The organism is Pseudomonas sp. Irchel s3b2, from assembly GCF_900187445.1.
In the GTDB taxonomy this organism is placed as follows: domain Bacteria; phylum Pseudomonadota; class Gammaproteobacteria; order Pseudomonadales; family Pseudomonadaceae; genus Aquipseudomonas.
The window spans coordinates 892,458-906,830 of sequence record NZ_FYEB01000001.1; the positions used below are offsets into that span (position 1 = coordinate 892,458).

Annotated in this window: 16 protein-coding genes; 10 read left to right on the plus strand and 6 right to left on the minus strand. The window is 60.4% G+C overall.

All coding sequences use genetic code 11. The annotated features are described in order from the left end of the window. Window positions 1-24: 24 nt before the first annotated feature. The 10 genes from ccmC (at window position 25) to CKW20_RS04225 (ending at window position 6,985) form a co-directional block, all read left to right on the plus strand. The gene (ccmC, locus tag CKW20_RS04175; RefSeq protein WP_095051782.1) at window positions 25-780 is read left to right on the plus strand and encodes a heme ABC transporter permease; all 756 of its coding nucleotides are present in this window, start codon (window positions 25-27) and stop codon (window positions 778-780) included. Continuing rightward, complete coding sequence (ccmD, locus tag CKW20_RS04180) at window positions 777-953, plus strand: heme exporter protein CcmD (protein WP_007894243.1); 177 nt, start codon at window positions 777-779, stop codon at window positions 951-953. The genes ccmC and ccmD overlap by 4 nt, the downstream gene beginning before the upstream one ends. Next, on the plus strand, window positions 950-1,405 hold the full coding sequence (gene ccmE, locus CKW20_RS04185; protein ID WP_095051783.1) for a cytochrome c maturation protein CcmE: 456 nt from the start codon (window positions 950-952) through the stop codon (window positions 1,403-1,405). The genes ccmD and ccmE overlap by 4 nt, the downstream gene beginning before the upstream one ends. Window positions 1,406-1,408: 3 nt before the next feature. Beyond that, a complete protein-coding gene (locus CKW20_RS04190; RefSeq protein ID WP_095051784.1) occupies window positions 1,409-3,397 on the plus strand; it encodes a heme lyase CcmF/NrfE family subunit in 1,989 nt (662 codons plus the stop codon). Further along, a complete protein-coding gene (locus tag CKW20_RS04195; RefSeq protein WP_095051785.1) occupies window positions 3,394-3,930 on the plus strand; it encodes a DsbE family thiol:disulfide interchange protein in 537 nt (178 codons plus the stop codon). The genes CKW20_RS04190 and CKW20_RS04195 overlap by 4 nt, the downstream gene beginning before the upstream one ends. After that, on the plus strand, window positions 3,927-4,400 hold the full coding sequence (locus CKW20_RS04200; RefSeq protein ID WP_095051786.1) for a cytochrome c-type biogenesis protein: 474 nt from the start codon (window positions 3,927-3,929) through the stop codon (window positions 4,398-4,400). The genes CKW20_RS04195 and CKW20_RS04200 overlap by 4 nt, the downstream gene beginning before the upstream one ends. Beyond that, entirely contained in the window at window positions 4,393-5,595 is a 1,203-nt protein-coding gene (ccmI, locus tag CKW20_RS04205) for a c-type cytochrome biogenesis protein CcmI (RefSeq protein WP_095051787.1), read from the plus strand. Before CKW20_RS04200 ends, ccmI begins: the two co-directional genes overlap by 8 nt. A gap of 14 nt (window positions 5,596-5,609) precedes the next feature. After that, window positions 5,610-6,017: a hypothetical protein gene (locus tag CKW20_RS04210; RefSeq protein WP_095051788.1), complete on the plus strand. Its 408-nt coding sequence runs from the start codon at window positions 5,610-5,612 to the stop codon at window positions 6,015-6,017. Window positions 6,018-6,368: 351 nt separating this feature from the next. Beyond that, entirely contained in the window at window positions 6,369-6,581 is a 213-nt protein-coding gene (locus tag CKW20_RS04220) for a type II toxin-antitoxin system HicA family toxin (RefSeq protein ID WP_095051789.1), read from the plus strand. Beyond that, the gene (locus CKW20_RS04225; RefSeq protein ID WP_008014960.1) at window positions 6,581-6,985 is read left to right on the plus strand and encodes a type II toxin-antitoxin system HicB family antitoxin; all 405 of its coding nucleotides are present in this window, start codon (window positions 6,581-6,583) and stop codon (window positions 6,983-6,985) included. Before CKW20_RS04220 ends, CKW20_RS04225 begins: the two co-directional genes overlap by 1 nt. Window positions 6,986-7,083: 98 nt before the next feature. Here CKW20_RS04225 and CKW20_RS04230 read toward each other — a convergent pair whose 3' ends face one another. The 6 genes from CKW20_RS04230 to CKW20_RS04255 form a co-directional block, all read right to left on the minus strand. Continuing rightward, window positions 7,084-8,289 carry an MFS transporter gene (locus CKW20_RS04230; protein ID WP_095051790.1) on the minus strand — a complete coding sequence of 402 codons (1,206 nt, stop codon included), beginning with the start codon at window positions 8,287-8,289 and terminating at the stop codon, window positions 7,084-7,086. A gap of 319 nt (window positions 8,290-8,608) precedes the next feature. After that, window positions 8,609-9,607, minus strand: a complete 999-nt coding sequence (locus CKW20_RS04235; RefSeq protein WP_095051791.1) for a sulfate ABC transporter substrate-binding protein — start codon at window positions 9,605-9,607, stop codon at window positions 8,609-8,611. 106 nt (window positions 9,608-9,713) lie between these two features. Further along, complete coding sequence (locus tag CKW20_RS04240) at window positions 9,714-10,538, minus strand: ion transporter (protein WP_095051792.1); 825 nt, start codon at window positions 10,536-10,538, stop codon at window positions 9,714-9,716. Between the two features lie 21 nt (window positions 10,539-10,559). Next, window positions 10,560-11,474: an urea transporter gene (locus CKW20_RS04245; RefSeq protein ID WP_095051793.1), complete on the minus strand. Its 915-nt coding sequence runs from the start codon at window positions 11,472-11,474 to the stop codon at window positions 10,560-10,562. Between the two features lie 141 nt (window positions 11,475-11,615). Further along, window positions 11,616-13,031: a pyruvate kinase gene (pyk, locus tag CKW20_RS04250; RefSeq protein ID WP_095051794.1), complete on the minus strand. Its 1,416-nt coding sequence runs from the start codon at window positions 13,029-13,031 to the stop codon at window positions 11,616-11,618. Then, window positions 13,021-14,301: a glycerate kinase gene (locus CKW20_RS04255; protein ID WP_095051795.1), complete on the minus strand. Its 1,281-nt coding sequence runs from the start codon at window positions 14,299-14,301 to the stop codon at window positions 13,021-13,023. Before CKW20_RS04255 ends, pyk begins: the two co-directional genes overlap by 11 nt. Window positions 14,302-14,373 lie beyond the last annotated feature (72 nt).

The window sequence follows — 14,373 nt, forward strand, 5'->3', positions numbered from 1 at the left end:
AGAACTCCCGTGATGGAAACAGCAATGAACTGGACCTGGTTTCATAAGCTCGGCTCACCCAAATGGTTCTACGGCATCAGCGGCAAACTGCTGCCCTGGCTGAGCATTGCCGCGTTGCTGCTAATCGGTGTCGGCGTAATCTGGGGCCTGGCCTTCGCGCCGCCCGACTACCAGCAAGGCAACAGCTTTCGCATCATCTATATCCACGTCCCGGCCGCCATGCTGGCGCAGTCCATCTACGTGATGCTGGCCGTGTGCGGCATTGTCGGGCTGGTCTGGAAGATGAAGCTGGCCGACGTCGCCCTGCAATGCGCCGCGCCGATCGGTGCCTGGATGACCGCCGTGGCGCTGGTCACCGGGGCGATCTGGGGAAAACCGACCTGGGGCTCGTGGTGGGTCTGGGATGCGCGACTTACGTCCATGCTGATTCTGCTGTTTCTGTACTTCGGTCTTATTGCGCTGGGCAACGCCATCAGCAATCGTGACAGTGCGGCCAAGGCCTGCGCGGTGCTGGCGATCGTCGGCGTGATCAACATCCCGATCATCAAATACTCGGTGGAGTGGTGGAACACCCTGCACCAGGGCTCGACCTTCACCCTCACCGAAAAACCGGCGATGCCCGCCGAGATGTGGCTGCCACTGCTGCTGACGGCGCTGGGTTTCTACTGTTTCTTCGGCGCGGTGCTGTTGCTGCGTATGCGCCTTGAAGTGCTCAAGCGCGAAGCCCGGGCGAGCTGGGTGAAAACCGAAGTGCAGAACAGTCTGGAGGCCGCTCGATGAGTTTCGCTTCATTCGGCGACTTTCTCGCCATGGGCCATCACGGCCTGTATGTCTGGTCAGCCTATGGCATCAGCCTGGCGGTGCTGGCCCTCAACGTGGCGGCGCCGATCCTGGCCCGCAAGCGGTATCTGCAACAAGAGGCGCGTCGTCTGCGCCGGGAGAACGGCAAGTGAATCCGCTGCGTAAAAAGCGTCTTATCATCATTCTCGCGATCCTGGTCGGTGTCGGCTCTGCCGTTGGCCTGGCCTTGAGCGCCTTGAAGCAGAACATCAATCTGTTTTACACCCCGACCCAGATCGCCAACGGCGAAGCGCCGCAAGACACGCGCATTCGTGCGGGCGGCATGGTCGAGGCGGGTTCATTGCAACGTTCTGGCGATTCCCTGGACGTGAAATTCATCGTTACCGACTTCAACAAATCCGTGACCATCAGCTACCGCGGCATCCTGCCGGACCTGTTCCGCGAAGGGCAGGGCATCGTCGCCCTCGGCAAGCTCAACGCTGACGGCGTGGTGGTGGCCGACGAAGTGCTGGCCAAGCATGATGAAAAGTACATGCCGCCGGAAGTGACCAAGGCTTTGAAAGACAGTGGTCAATCCGCCCCTACACCCGCGAAGGAGGGTTGATCCATGACTTCCGGCATCTTCATACCAGAGCTGGGCCACCTGGCCATGATCCTCGCGCTGTGTTTCGCGCTGGTTCAAGCGGTGGTGCCATTGCTCGGTGCCTGGCGTGGCGACCGTTTGTGGATGAGCCTGGCCCAGCCCGCAGCATGGGGGCAGTTCGCGTTTCTGCTGTTCGCTTTCGGTTGCCTGACTTACGCGTTCATGGCGGACGACTTCTCCGTCGCTTACGTGGCCAGCAACTCCAACAGCGCCTTGCCGTGGTACTACAAATTCAGCGCCGTCTGGGGGGCTCACGAAGGTTCGTTGCTGCTGTGGGCACTGATCCTCGGCGGCTGGACCTTCGCGGTGTCGGTGTTCTCCCGGCAGTTGCCGCAAGAGATGTTCGCTCGCGTACTGGCGGTGATGGGCATGATCAGCACCGGCTTCCTGCTGTTCCTGATCCTGACGTCTAATCCTTTCGCCCGAATCCTGCCGCAGATGCCAACGGATGGACGCGACCTCAATCCCTTGCTGCAAGACATCGGTCTGATCGTTCACCCGCCGATGCTGTACATGGGCTATGTCGGTTTCTCGGTGGCGTTTGCCTTCGCTATCGCCGCGCTGCTGGGCGGTCGCCTCGATGCAGCGTGGGCGCGCTGGTCCCGTCCGTGGACGATCGTAGCCTGGGCCTTCCTCGGTATCGGTATTACGTTGGGCTCCTGGTGGGCCTATTACGAACTCGGCTGGGGCGGCTGGTGGTTCTGGGACCCGGTGGAAAACGCGTCCTTCATGCCTTGGCTGGTGGGCACGGCGCTGATTCACTCGTTGGCGGTCACGGAAAAACGTGGCGTGTTCAAGAGCTGGACCGTGTTGCTGGCCATCGCCGCGTTTTCGTTGAGCCTGCTCGGAACCTTCCTCGTGCGTTCTGGCGTGCTGACCTCGGTTCACGCCTTTGCCTCCGATCCGGAGCGCGGCGTGTTCATCCTGATCTTCCTGCTGTTTGTGGTTGGTGGTTCTCTGACGCTGTTCGCCCTGCGCGCTCCGGTGGTCAAGAGCCAGGTCGGCTTCAACCTGTGGTCCCGGGAAACCCTGTTGCTGGGCAATAACCTGGTGCTGGTGGTCGCCGCTTCGATGATCCTGCTCGGCACCTTGTATCCATTGATCCTCGACGCGATGACCGGCGCCAAGCTGTCGGTCGGCCCGCCGTACTTCAACGCGCTGTTCATTCCGTTGATGGCGATACTGATGGCAGTGATGGCGGTCGGTATGCTGGTGCGCTGGAAAGACACCCCGGTCAAATGGCTGATGAGCATGTTGACCCCGGTGTTGCTCGGTAGCGCTGCGCTGGCCGTGGTGGCCGGTGTCGCTTACGGCGATTTCAATTGGGCGGTGCTGGCGACGTTCATGCTGGCTGCCTGGGTGTTGCTGGCCGGTGTGCGGGATATTTTCGACAAGACGCGTCACAAGGGCCTGATCAAAGGTCTGCCGACCCTGACCCGCAGTTATTGGGGCATGCAAATCGCGCATCTGGGCATAGCCGTGTGCGCGCTGGGTGTCGTGTTGTCGAGCCAGAACAGTGCCGAGCGTGATCTGCGCCTGGCGCCGGGTGAGTCCATGAGCCTGGCTGGTTATCAATTTGTGTTCGAAGGCGCCAAGCACTTCGAAGGGCCGAACTTCACGTCCGACAAGGGCACCGTGCGGGTGATCCGCGACGGCAAGGAAGTCAGCGTGCTGCACCCGGAAAAACGCCTGTACACCGTGCAGAATTCGGTGATGACTGAAGCCGGGATCGATGCTGGTTTCACCCGTGACCTTTACGTCGCCCTGGGCGAGCCGCTGGGCGAGGGCGCCTGGGCGGTTCGCGTACACGTCAAACCGTTCGTGCGCTGGATCTGGTTCGGTGGGTTGCTCACGGGGCTCGGCGGGTTGCTGGCGGCGCTGGATCGCCGTTATCGGGTCAAGGTGAAAAGCCGCGTGCGTGAAGCGCTCGGCATGACGGGAGCCACTGCATGAGACGTTGGTTGATGCTGTTGCCACTGGCGATTTTTCTGGTGGTTGCTGTTTTTCTGTATCGGGGCCTGTACCTGAACCCGGCCGAGTTGCCCTCGGCGATGATCAACAAACCATTCCCGGAGTTTTCCCTGCCCTCGGTGCAGGGCGACAAAACCCTGACCAAAGCGGACATTCTGGGTAAACCGGCACTGGTCAACGTCTGGGGCACCTGGTGCATCTCCTGCCGGGTCGAGCACCCAGTGTTGAACAAACTGGCCGAGAAGGGCGTGGTGATCTACGGCGTCAACTACAAGGACGTCAACACCGATGCCTTGAAGTGGCTGGCCGAGTTCCACAACCCGTATCAACTGGACATCCGTGACGATGCCGGCACCCTGGGCCTGAACCTTGGCGTGTACGGCGCTCCGGAAACCTTCTTCATCGATGCCAAGGGCATCATCCGCGACAAATTCGTCGGTGTGATCGATGAACAAGTCTGGCGCGAAAAACTGGCCGCCAAGTATCAGGCGCTGGTCGATGAGGCCAAGCCATGAAGCGTTGGATCGCCGCCGCCGTCCTCGGCTTGAGCATCGCCGGTGTGGCCCACGCGGCCATCGACACCTACGAGTTCGCCAAAGAAGGCGACCGTGAGCGCTTTCGCGAGCTGACCAAAGAGTTGCGTTGCCCCAAGTGCCAGAATCAGGACATCGCCGATTCCAACGCACCGATCGCCGCCGACTTGCGCAAAGAGATTTTCCGCATGCTCGGCGAGGGCAAGGACAACCAGCAGATCATCGATTTCATGGTCGACCGCTACGGTGACTTCGTCCGCTACAAACCTGCCCTCAACGCCAAAACCGCACTGCTCTGGTTCGGCCCTGCCGGCCTGTTGCTGGGCGGTTTTGTGCTCATCGCCGTGATCGTCCGCCGTCGTCGCGTGCAACGCACTGACAGCCCGGACGCGCTTTCTGCCGAGGAGCGCGAGCGCCTCGACCACTTGTTGGATAAAACCAAGCATGATTGATTTCTGGCTCGCTGCAGGCCTGCTGCTCCTGATTGCCCTGAGTTTTCTGCTGATCCCCGTTCTGCGTGGTCGCCGCGCTCAGCTCGAAGAGGACCGTACGGCACTGAATGTCGCGCTTTATCAGGAGCGCGTGGCTGAGTTGCAGACTCAGCAAGAAGAAGGCGTGCTTAACGCCGAGCAAATGGACGCCGGCCGCGCCGAAGCCGCCCGTGAACTGCTCGCCGACACCGAAGGCGTCGAGGCGCCGCGCGTGTCGCGTCTGGGCAAGCCGTTGCCATTGCTGGCGGCGATTCTGGTGCCGGTGTTGGGCCTTGGTCTGTACCTGCATTTCGGCGCCAGCGACAAAGTCGAGCTGACCCGCGAATTCGCCCAAGCTCCGCAATCGATGGAAGAGATGACCCGTCGTCTGGAACGTGCGGTCGCGGCCCAACCGGATTCGGCCGAAGGCCTGTACTTCCTCGGCCGCACTTACATGGCTCAGGATCGTCCGGGCGATGCGGCGAAGATCTTCGAACGCACCGTGGCCCTGGCCGGTCGTCAACCGGAACTGCTCGGGCAATGGGCTCAAGCGCAATATTTCGCCGATGGCAAGAAGTGGTCGGACAAGGTTCAAGCCCTGACCGACGAAGCGCTGAAAGCTGATCCGAAAGAAGTCACCAGCCTTGGTCTGCTGGGCATCGCGGCCTTTGAAAGCGAGCGTTATCAGGACGCCATCGACTACTGGAATCGACTGCTGGCGCAACTGCCGCCGGATGATAAATCCCGCGTCGCGCTGCAAGGCGGCATCACTCGGGCCGCCGAGAAACTAGAAGCCAGTGGTGGCAAGGTTGCCCAGGCGCCTGCGGCCAAAGCTGCAGCGCTGCTCAAAGTGCAAGTCGATCTGGCGCCAGAGCTGAAAGCCAAGGTCCAGCCGGGTGACAGCGTGTTCATCTTCGCCCGCGCCATTTCCGGCCCGCCCGCACCACTGGCCGCCAAGCGTCTGACCGTCGCCGACTTGCCGGCAACCGTCGAACTGGGTGATGCCGACGCCATGATGCCGCAGTTGAAACTGTCGAACTTCCCTGAAGTCCAACTGGTTGCGCGCATCTCCCGCGCCGGCCAACCGACTGCCGGCGAATGGATCGGTCGCAGCCAACCCTTGGCCACCAGCACCACCGCGCAACAAAAACTGATCATCGACAGCCCGGATAAATAACAGGAAACGCCACCATGACCGCCTTCGCTCGTATCACTCTCCTCAGCATGATGGTTTTGGGGCTAAGCGCTTGTGCGGTCCAGGAGTACGAACCCGAACGGCTGCCGCCAATCCCGCCTTCGCAGCCGAGCACCAAACCGGCTCCGCCGACGGTACCGAGCAAACCGAGTACCCCGGTCAAACCTTCGAAGCCGGTGCCACGCACCTCTGCCAGCTTCGCCCCGCCACCGGGTGGCAATAGCCATTGGGACGCGAAACTCGGCGTTTACGTCCTCGATGATCAGACCAACACCTTCTACCGCCAGCGCACCTACTACCGCTGGAACAACGGCTGGAGTCGCTCGATCAGCCCCAACGGGCCGTGGGAAGAGACGAACATCAATGGCGTGCCGGGTGGGTTAGGCAGAAAATTCGGGCAGTGAATAGAAACGGCGATCTGAGGATCGCCGTTTTGCTTTTTGGGGTTTGTGAGAGGCGATTAATGAATCGCCCGATAATTGGTCAACGCCTTGCTCGACTGAATCAGGCCTTGGCGAAAGAGCAGATCAAGATAGGTACCGACATCCATAGGCGGCAGCTTTAGCTGTTTGCGTTGCCGTTGTGCTGCCGCGACAACTGCTGCCGGATCCAGGTCAAAGAGGTTATCGACGAATTCGTAGGCCCGATCAAATCAACACCCTGTAAAACAACCGAACGTCGCACTCCGGATTTTTGTGCTTGAGTAAATATAACTCTAGGGTTATTTTTGTTGGGCCGGAGCAAGGAGGCTGGTGGTGCAGAGCAGGTTATTGATCAAAGAGCTGATAGAGGCGGGCTGGACACTGGACCGGGTCACCGGCAGTCATCACCTCTTCACTCACCGTTACAACCCTTACACGATACCCGTCCCTCATCCGAAAAAGGATTTGCCGATCGGGACGGTCAAAAGCATCAGGAGGCGAGCCGGGCTTTATTGCCCGGGAGCCAGTTTGGCAGGAGATCCATAATGCAATACCCAATCTGTATCGAGTGGGGCGACGAGAACACCGCCATCGGTATTCAGATCCCCGATATCCCAGGTGCCGTAACCGCCGGGGATACGTTTGAAGATGCTTACAACGCGGCGGTCGAAATTGCCCACATCATGCTGCAGGAGATCATGGCAGACGGGGAGTCAATTCCGATGCCGACCTCAGCGGCTGCGCACCGCGAGAATCCGGAGTTTGCCGACATGGGGTGGGGGATGCTGGAACTCGACATCTCGCCATATCTGGGCAAGACCGAGAAGGTCAACGTGACGCTGCCTGGCTACGTAATCCAGCGCATTGACCGCTATGTGCGAGAGCACAATGTCAAAAGCCGCTCCTCCTTTCTCGCGGATGCAGCGATGGAGAAGCTGGTTCGGCATTGAGTTGTATCAGTCGAATAGCCTTCGCGGGCAAGCCTCGCTCCTACAGGTCTTGCACCAACCCTGTAGGAGCGAGGCTTGCCCGCGAAGCTTTTAGGTCTTTAAGCCGTCGCCAGCGCAGGCCTCTGCGAAACACTCAAAAACCGCAACAACGCTAACAATGGAAACGCACTGCCCACAATCACGATCCACAACCAGCCGCCATGCTCATACACCGCACTGGCCACCGATGAACCGAATGCACCACCGATAAAGATGCTGGTCATGTACAGCGCATTCAGACGGCCGCGGCTTTTGGCGTCGAGGGCGTAGACCGCGCGCTGGCCGAGGACCATGTTCATTTGCACGCAAAAATCCAGCACCACCCCCGTCACCGCCAGGCCGATAACGCTGTAGGCCGGGTGGATGAAGGCGGGCAGAAAGCTCAGGCTGGCGAATAGCAGGGCCAGCAGCGAGGCGATGCGGGTATGGCCGGCATCGGCCAGTCGACCGGCGATGGGTGCGGCAATCGCGCCGATGGCACCGACCAGAGCGAAGATCGCGATCTGGGTTTGCGACAAGCCATGATTACGCGACAGTTCCAGCGGCACTGCCGTCCAGAACAGGCTGAAGGTGGCGAACATGCAGGCTTGGTAAAACGCCCGTTGACGCAATACCGGCTGCTGACGCAACAGCGTCCAGAGCGAACCCAACAACTGGCCATAAGAAGCGCTGTGATCAGGCTGGCGCTTGGGGATGGTCAGGGCCAGCACGATGCTGATAGCCGCCATCAACACCGCTGCGATGACGAACATCGCACGCCAGCCGAAGTGGTCGGCGATTACGCTGGACACTGGTCGAGCCAGCAGAATCCCCAGCAGCAAACCACCCATAATGCCGCCGACTACGCGGCCCCGGGATTCTTCCGGCGCCAGGTGGGCGGCCAGTGGAATCAGGATCTGCACCGACACCGAGCTGAACCCCACCAGCAACGAGATCAGCAGAAACACGTTCGGCTGATCGGTGAATGCCGCGCCCAGCAGACTGGCAATCGCCACCACGGTGGTGATGATCATCAAGCGTCGGTTTTCCAGCAGATCACCCAACGGCACCAGGAAGAACAGACCCAGCGCATAACCAATCTGCGTCAGCGAAACGATCAGGCTGGCCATGGTGTCGGTCAGGCCGATGTCCGGCGCGATCAGGCCGATGATCGGCTGGGCGTAGTAGATGTTGGCCACGATGGCGCCGCAACAGAAGGCGAAGAGCAGCACCATGCCTCGGGTCATTGTCGCAGTGCCGTGGGGCACCTGAGTCGTTGGGGTCATAACGGGTCTCGCTGAACAAAAAGGAATGCGGGGAGGCTAATCGGCTGGCTAGAGCGGCGGAAGAAGGTTTGAAGTGATAGTCATTATTTCTGTGTGCAATGAATGGCGCAGCCTGCGGCAACTCCACAGACATTTTGAACGCCGTCGACCCGTAGGAGCCCGGCTTGCCGGCGAAGGCGTTGTCATGAGCGCTGCATGACGTGAGGCCGTCTTCGCTGGCAAGCCAGCTCCTACAGAGGTTCAAGACGGTAGCGAGCCATACAAGCTCGCCCCACAAAAAAGGCGACCGTTGCAGGTCGCCTTTTCGTTGAGCTGAGAATTACTGACCGCTATAAATCTGATCAAAAACCCCACCATCATTGAAGTGGGTCTTCTGCACAGTGCGCCAGTCACCAAAGGTCTTCTCCACCGAAAGGAAATCCACTTTCGGGAAGCGATCGGTGTACTTGGCCAATACCGCCGGATCACGCGGACGCAGGTAGTTGGCCGCCGCAATCTCTTGACCTTGCGGCGACCACAGGTACTTCAAATATTCCTCAGCGGCAGCGCGAGTGCCTTTTTTCTCGACCACTTTGTCGACCACAGACACTGGCGGTTCGGCCTCGGCAGAAACACTCGGATAAATCACTTCGAATTGATCACGACCAAACTCACGCGCAATCATTTCCGCTTCGTTTTCGAAGGTCACCAGTACGTCGCCGATCTGGTTGGTCATGAAGGTGGTGGTCGCTGCACGGCCACCGGTATCCAGCACCGGTGCCTGTTTGAACAGCTTGCCGACGAAGGCTTTGGCCTTGTTCTCGTCGCCGCCGTTTTTCAGCACATAGCCCCAGGCCGAGAGGTAGGTGTAACGGCCGTTGCCCGAGGTTTTCGGGTTGGGAACGATCACTTGTACGCCGTCCTTGAGCAGGTCTGGCCAGTCTTTCAGGGCTTTCGGGTTGCCTTTGCGCACGATGAACACAGTGGCCGAGGTGAACGGCGCGCTGTTGTTTGGCAGGCGCGTGACCCAGTTGTCCGGGACCAGTTTGCCGTTGTCCGCCAGGGCATTGATGTCGGTGGCCATGTTCATGGTGATGACATCAGCTGGCAGGCCATCGATCACCGAACGCGCCTGTTTGCTGGAGCCGCCGAAGGACATCTGCAGCGTGATGTTTTCGTTGTGCTCGGCTTGCCAGTGTTTCTGGAAGGCAGCGTTGTAGTCCTTGTAGAAATCTCGCATCACGTCGTAGGAAACGTTAAGCAGGGTCGGTGCAGCCTGAGCCATGCTGCCCAAGGCCAGGCCAGCGGCCAGAAGTGAGGCGCCAAAGAGTTTTTTCACTGCGCATTCCTTGTTTTATCAAACATGTTCTATGGAAAGTGTTGGCAATTTGCCAGCGACTATAGCCGGGCTCGCATAGTCCTTTAAAGATTAAAAAGCACTTTGCTTATTCCAGTTTCTTGAACAGCGCATTGCCGCAACGGGAGCAAAAGGCTGCGCCGTGTTCGTGGCTGTTTTTCTTGCAGGTCGGGCAATCGTGTTGCAATTGTTCGCCGCGCATGGCGTTGGCCAGTTCCGCGGTAAAGATCCCTGTTGGCACGGCGATGATCGAGTAACCGGTGATCATCACCAGCGACGAAACCACCTGACCCAATGGCGTCCTGGGCACGATATCGCCAAAGCCCACGGTGGTCAGTGTGACGATGGCCCAATAGATGCCTTTGGGGATGCTGGTAAAGCCGTGTTCCGGGCCTTCGATCACGTACATCAGAGTGCCGAACACCGTCACCAGGGTGCTGACGCTGAGCAGAAACACCACGATCTTCTGCTTGCTGCCGCGCAGCGCCGTCATCAAATAGTTGGCTTGCTTCAGATACGGGCTGAGCTTGAGTACGCGGAAAATCCGCAGCATCCGAATGATCCGGATAATCAGCAGGTACTGCGCATCGCTGTAATACAGCGCGAGAATGCCGGGCACGATCGCCAGCAAATCCACCAGCCCATAAAAGCTGAATGCGTAGCGCAGCGGCTTGGGCGAGCAGTACAGGCGCAGACCGTATTCGATGGCGAAAACGACGGTGAAGCCCCATTCGATGTACGCCAGTAGGTCGGCGTAGTTCTGGTGAACGCTGTCGATACTGTCCAGAATCACGATCACCAGGCTCGCGAGGATGATCAACAACAGAATGCTGTCGAAGCGGCGACCGGCCGGGGTATCGGATTGGAAGATGATGACGTAAAGCTCTTCACGCCAGTTTTTGCTGCTGTCCATGGAAAACGCCTGAACCTGGAATCAGCGAAGCCTAGGTTGATTCTCCCCGATAGCGCAAGGCGCGCTGTCCATGGCGGCCTGATGCAGCACCCGAATGCCTGCGCGAATCAGCCAGCACGCGAGGATGAAGGGCGCAGTCAACGTGGCCAGGCCGAGTGCGGCGAACCCCGGTGTGAGCAACACCGCCAGCAGGATTCCCAACAATGGCAGCCAGGGCTGGCGGCGATTTTGGCTGAAGGCGAGGGCGGCGAGCACGGCGTTGTAACCGCTCAAACCCAGCAGCGCGGTTGATGTTTCGTGATGCAAAAGGGCGAATCCGAGGCCGGCGGCGGAGCCCAGCAATGCCCATAAGAAGGCGCGGCGGTCGGCGATCAGTAATCCGATGGCAATGAGTGCGCCGGCCAACGGATGACCGAGAAACAGCACCTGACCGAGCCCTTTCAATGACGCGGCGAGCAGGTTGAGGGTATTCAGTTCGATCGGTGGAATGGATTGCTGGGGTGCGGCAAAGCCAAGCAACAACCAACTCAACCCAACGAAGGGCGCGGTGTAAGCCGGTAGACAATGATGATCGCGGGTATGCTTGAGCCATTGCTGGGTGAGCATCGCACTCAGGCCGCCGCAGGCAATGATCAGCGGTGGCAACAGCGCCGACCATGGGAAATAAAGGCTCAGCAGCAGACCGAGCAAAACACCGTTGTAGCTGAACAGCCCGGCCTGACGATCAGCCTTGGTGTACCCGCGACGTTGCGCGGTGAGCAACCCGGCGACCCCTCCCAGCAACGCACCGCCGAGCAAGGCCGGCGCGCTGAACAGAATCGCCAGCAGACACAGCAGCCCGCACAGCGGATGGCACTGGAAGAATATCTGGCTGAAGCCATTGAGCAGGGCAGTGGCCCAGTCGGGGCAGTGGGTGTTGAAGTGGTTGGCGGGCATGATGGGGGCAGTCAGTACAGATCGTTCCCACGCTCTGCGTGGGAATGCCTCAATGGACGCTCTGCGTCTGCTCTTGGGACGCGGAGCGTCCCGGGCTGCATTCCCACGCAGAGCGTGGGAACGATCATTGTGTGGGGGGAGTTAGATTAATGTCTCGATGCGCAACGAATTGGTCGACCCCGGCTGCCCAAACGGCACGCCAGCCGTGATCAACAACGTATCCCCCCGCTGAGCCATCCCCTGTGCCTGGGCAATCTCCAACGCCGTCGAGCACACTTCGTCCACCTGGCGCAGCCGGTCGTTGACCACCGAGTGCACGCCCCACGCCACCGTCAGCCGGCGAGCGGTTTGCAGATTAGGCGTCAGGTTGAGGATCGGCACCGTCGGCCGTTCCCGCGCCGCACGCAGACTCGACGTGCCGGACTCGCTGTAGTTCACCAGCACCGCCACCGGCAGCACATTGCTGATGCGGCGGATCGCGCAGCTGATCGCGTCCGACACCGTGGCCTCGGCTTTCGGTCGGCTCACGTCCAATTGGGCCTGATAGTCCGGGCCGTTTTCCACCTGACGGATGATCTTGCTCATCATCTGCACCGCTTCCAGCGGGTATTCACCGGACGCGGTTTCCGCCGACAGCATCACCGCGTCGGCACCTTCGGCCACCGCGTTGGCGACGTCAGTGACTTCGGCGCGGGTCGGGGCCGGGGAGAAACGCATCGACTCCAGCATCTGCGTCGCCACCACCACCGGTTTGCCGAGTTGGCGGCAGGTACTGATGATGTTTTTCTGAATCTGCGGCACGCTTTCGGCCGGGACTTCCACGCCCAGGTCACCGCGAGCGACCATGATCGCATCGCTTAATTCGGCGATTTCCCGCAGTTGCGTCACGGCCGATGGCTTCTCGATTTTCGCCATCAAAAACGCCTTGTCGCCGATCAGTGCGCGGGCTTCGCGGATGTCTTCCGGGCGTTGCACGAACGACAGCGCGACCCAATCCACCCCCAGCTCCAGACCGAAGCTCAAGTCGCGACGATCCTTGGCGGTCAGCGGGCTCAGATCCAGCACCGCTTGCGGCACGTTGACGCCTTTGCGATCCGACAGTTCGCCGCCGTTGAGCACCGTGGTGTCGATGGCGTCGGCGTATTTGGTCACCACCCGCAGGCGCAGCTTGCCGTCGTCCAGCAGCAGGTCCATGCCTGGCTCCAGCGCTGCGATGATTTCCGGGTGAGGCAAATTAACGCGGCGCTCATCGCCCGGCGTCGGGTCCAGGTCCAGACGCAAGGCTTGACCGCGATGCAGCTGCACTTTGCCTTGGGCGAATTTGCCGACCCGCAGTTTCGGGCCTTGCAGGTCCATCAGAATCCCCAGCGGATAATTCAGCTGGCGCTCGACTTCACGAATCCACTGATAGCGCTGTGCATGGTCGGCATGATCGCCGTGGCTGAAATTCAGGCGAAAGATATTGACCCCGGCCAGCACCAGCTCACGGATGTCGTCGATTCCGTTGGTGGCCGGGCCAAGGGTGGCGAGGATTTTTACCTTCTTGTCAGGCGTCATGTTCAGGGCTCTCGAGAATCAGAATGGCGCGGAAGTCGTTGACGTTGGTGCGGGTCGGCTCGGTGACGATCAGCGCATCCAGCGCCGCGAAATAGCCGTAGCCATTGTTGTTGTCCAGTTCATCGCTGGCGCTCAGGCCGAGGGCGGCGGCGCGGGCGTAACTGGTCGGGGTCATGATGGCCCCGGCGTTGTCTTCGGAGCCGTCGATACCGTCGGTGTCACCGGCCAGCGCGTAGACGCCGGGCAGGCCTTTGAGGCTGTCGGTCAGGCTCAGCAGGAATTCAGCGTTGCGCCCGCCACGGCCATTGCCGCGCACGGTGACGGTGGTTTCGCCGCCGGACAGAATCACGCACGGCGCTGCCAGCGGTTGGCCGTGCTGGACGATCTGCCGCGCAATGCCGGCGTGGACTTTCGCCACGTCTCGGGATTCACCTTCCAGGTCGCCAAGAATCAATGGACTGAAGCCGGCCTGACGGGCTTTCACCGCTGCCGCTTCCAGCGATTGCTGTGGGCGGGCGATCAATTGGAAATGACTGCGGGCCAGGCTCGGATCGCCGGGTTTGACCGTTTCCGATTCCGGGTTTTGCAGCCAGTTGCGCACCGAGGCCGGGACTTCGATGCCATAACGCTTGAGGATCGCCAGCGCTTCGGCCGAGGTGCTCGGGTCGGCCACAGTGGGGCCGGACGCGATGACCGTGGCGAGGTCGCCCGGTACATCGGAAATCGCATAGGTATAAACCGTAGCCGGCCAGCAGGCTTTGCCCAGACGACCACCCTTGATCGCCGAGAGGTGCTTGCGCACGCAATTCATCTCGCCGATGGTCGCGCCGGATTTGAGCAGGGCTTTGTTGATCGACTGTTTGTCGGCGAGGGTGATGCCGGCTGCGGGCAAGGCGAGGAGGGCAGAGCCACCGCCCGAGAGCAGGAAGATCACGCGGTCGTTTTCGCTCAGGTCGCTGACCAGTTCCAGTACCCGTTTGGCCACGGCCAGACCGGCAGCATCCGGCACCGGGTGCGCGGCTTCGACCACTTCGATTTTTTCGCACGGGGCGCCGTGGCCGTAACGGGTCACCACCAGGCCGGACACTTCGCCCTGCCAGCAGCGCTCGACCACCTGGGCCATGGCGGCTGCGGCCTTGCCGGCGCCGATGACGATCACCCGACCGCTGCGATCTTTGGGCAGATGGTCTTCGAGGACGTGCTGCGGATGGGCCGCGTCGATGGCTGTGGCAAACAGCTCGCGCAGCAGTTGTTGCGGATCGACCGACATGGCGGGCTCCCAGTCTTATTGTTTTGTTTAGCGCAAATGATCGTTCCCACGCAGAGCGTGGGAACGATCAGT

Bases quoted from the DNA above. Each gene is read 5' to 3' on its own strand.
- ccmC (WP_095051782.1), top strand. From the start codon at position 25: ATGAACTGGACCTGGTTTCATAAGCTCGGCTCACCCAAATGGTTCTAC.
- ccmD (WP_007894243.1), top strand. From the start codon at position 777: ATGAGTTTCGCTTCATTCGGCGACTTTCTCGCCATGGGCCATCACGGC.
- CKW20_RS04190 (WP_095051784.1), top strand. From the start codon at position 1,409: ATGACTTCCGGCATCTTCATACCAGAGCTGGGCCACCTGGCCATGATC.
- CKW20_RS04195 (WP_095051785.1), top strand. From the start codon at position 3,394: ATGAGACGTTGGTTGATGCTGTTGCCACTGGCGATTTTTCTGGTGGTT.
- CKW20_RS04200 (WP_095051786.1), top strand. From the start codon at position 3,927: ATGAAGCGTTGGATCGCCGCCGCCGTCCTCGGCTTGAGCATCGCCGGT.
- ccmI (WP_095051787.1), top strand. From the start codon at position 4,393: ATGATTGATTTCTGGCTCGCTGCAGGCCTGCTGCTCCTGATTGCCCTG.
- CKW20_RS04210 (WP_095051788.1), top strand. From the start codon at position 5,610: ATGACCGCCTTCGCTCGTATCACTCTCCTCAGCATGATGGTTTTGGGG.
- CKW20_RS04225 (WP_008014960.1), top strand. From the start codon at position 6,581: ATGCAATACCCAATCTGTATCGAGTGGGGCGACGAGAACACCGCCATC.
- CKW20_RS04230 (WP_095051790.1), bottom strand. From the start codon at position 8,289: ATGACCCCAACGACTCAGGTGCCCCACGGCACTGCGACAATGACCCGA.
- CKW20_RS04240 (WP_095051792.1), bottom strand. From the start codon at position 10,538: ATGGACAGCAGCAAAAACTGGCGTGAAGAGCTTTACGTCATCATCTTC.
- CKW20_RS04245 (WP_095051793.1), bottom strand. From the start codon at position 11,474: ATGCCCGCCAACCACTTCAACACCCACTGCCCCGACTGGGCCACTGCC.
- pyk (WP_095051794.1), bottom strand. From the start codon at position 13,031: ATGACGCCTGACAAGAAGGTAAAAATCCTCGCCACCCTTGGCCCGGCC.
- CKW20_RS04255 (WP_095051795.1), bottom strand. From the start codon at position 14,301: ATGTCGGTCGATCCGCAACAACTGCTGCGCGAGCTGTTTGCCACAGCC.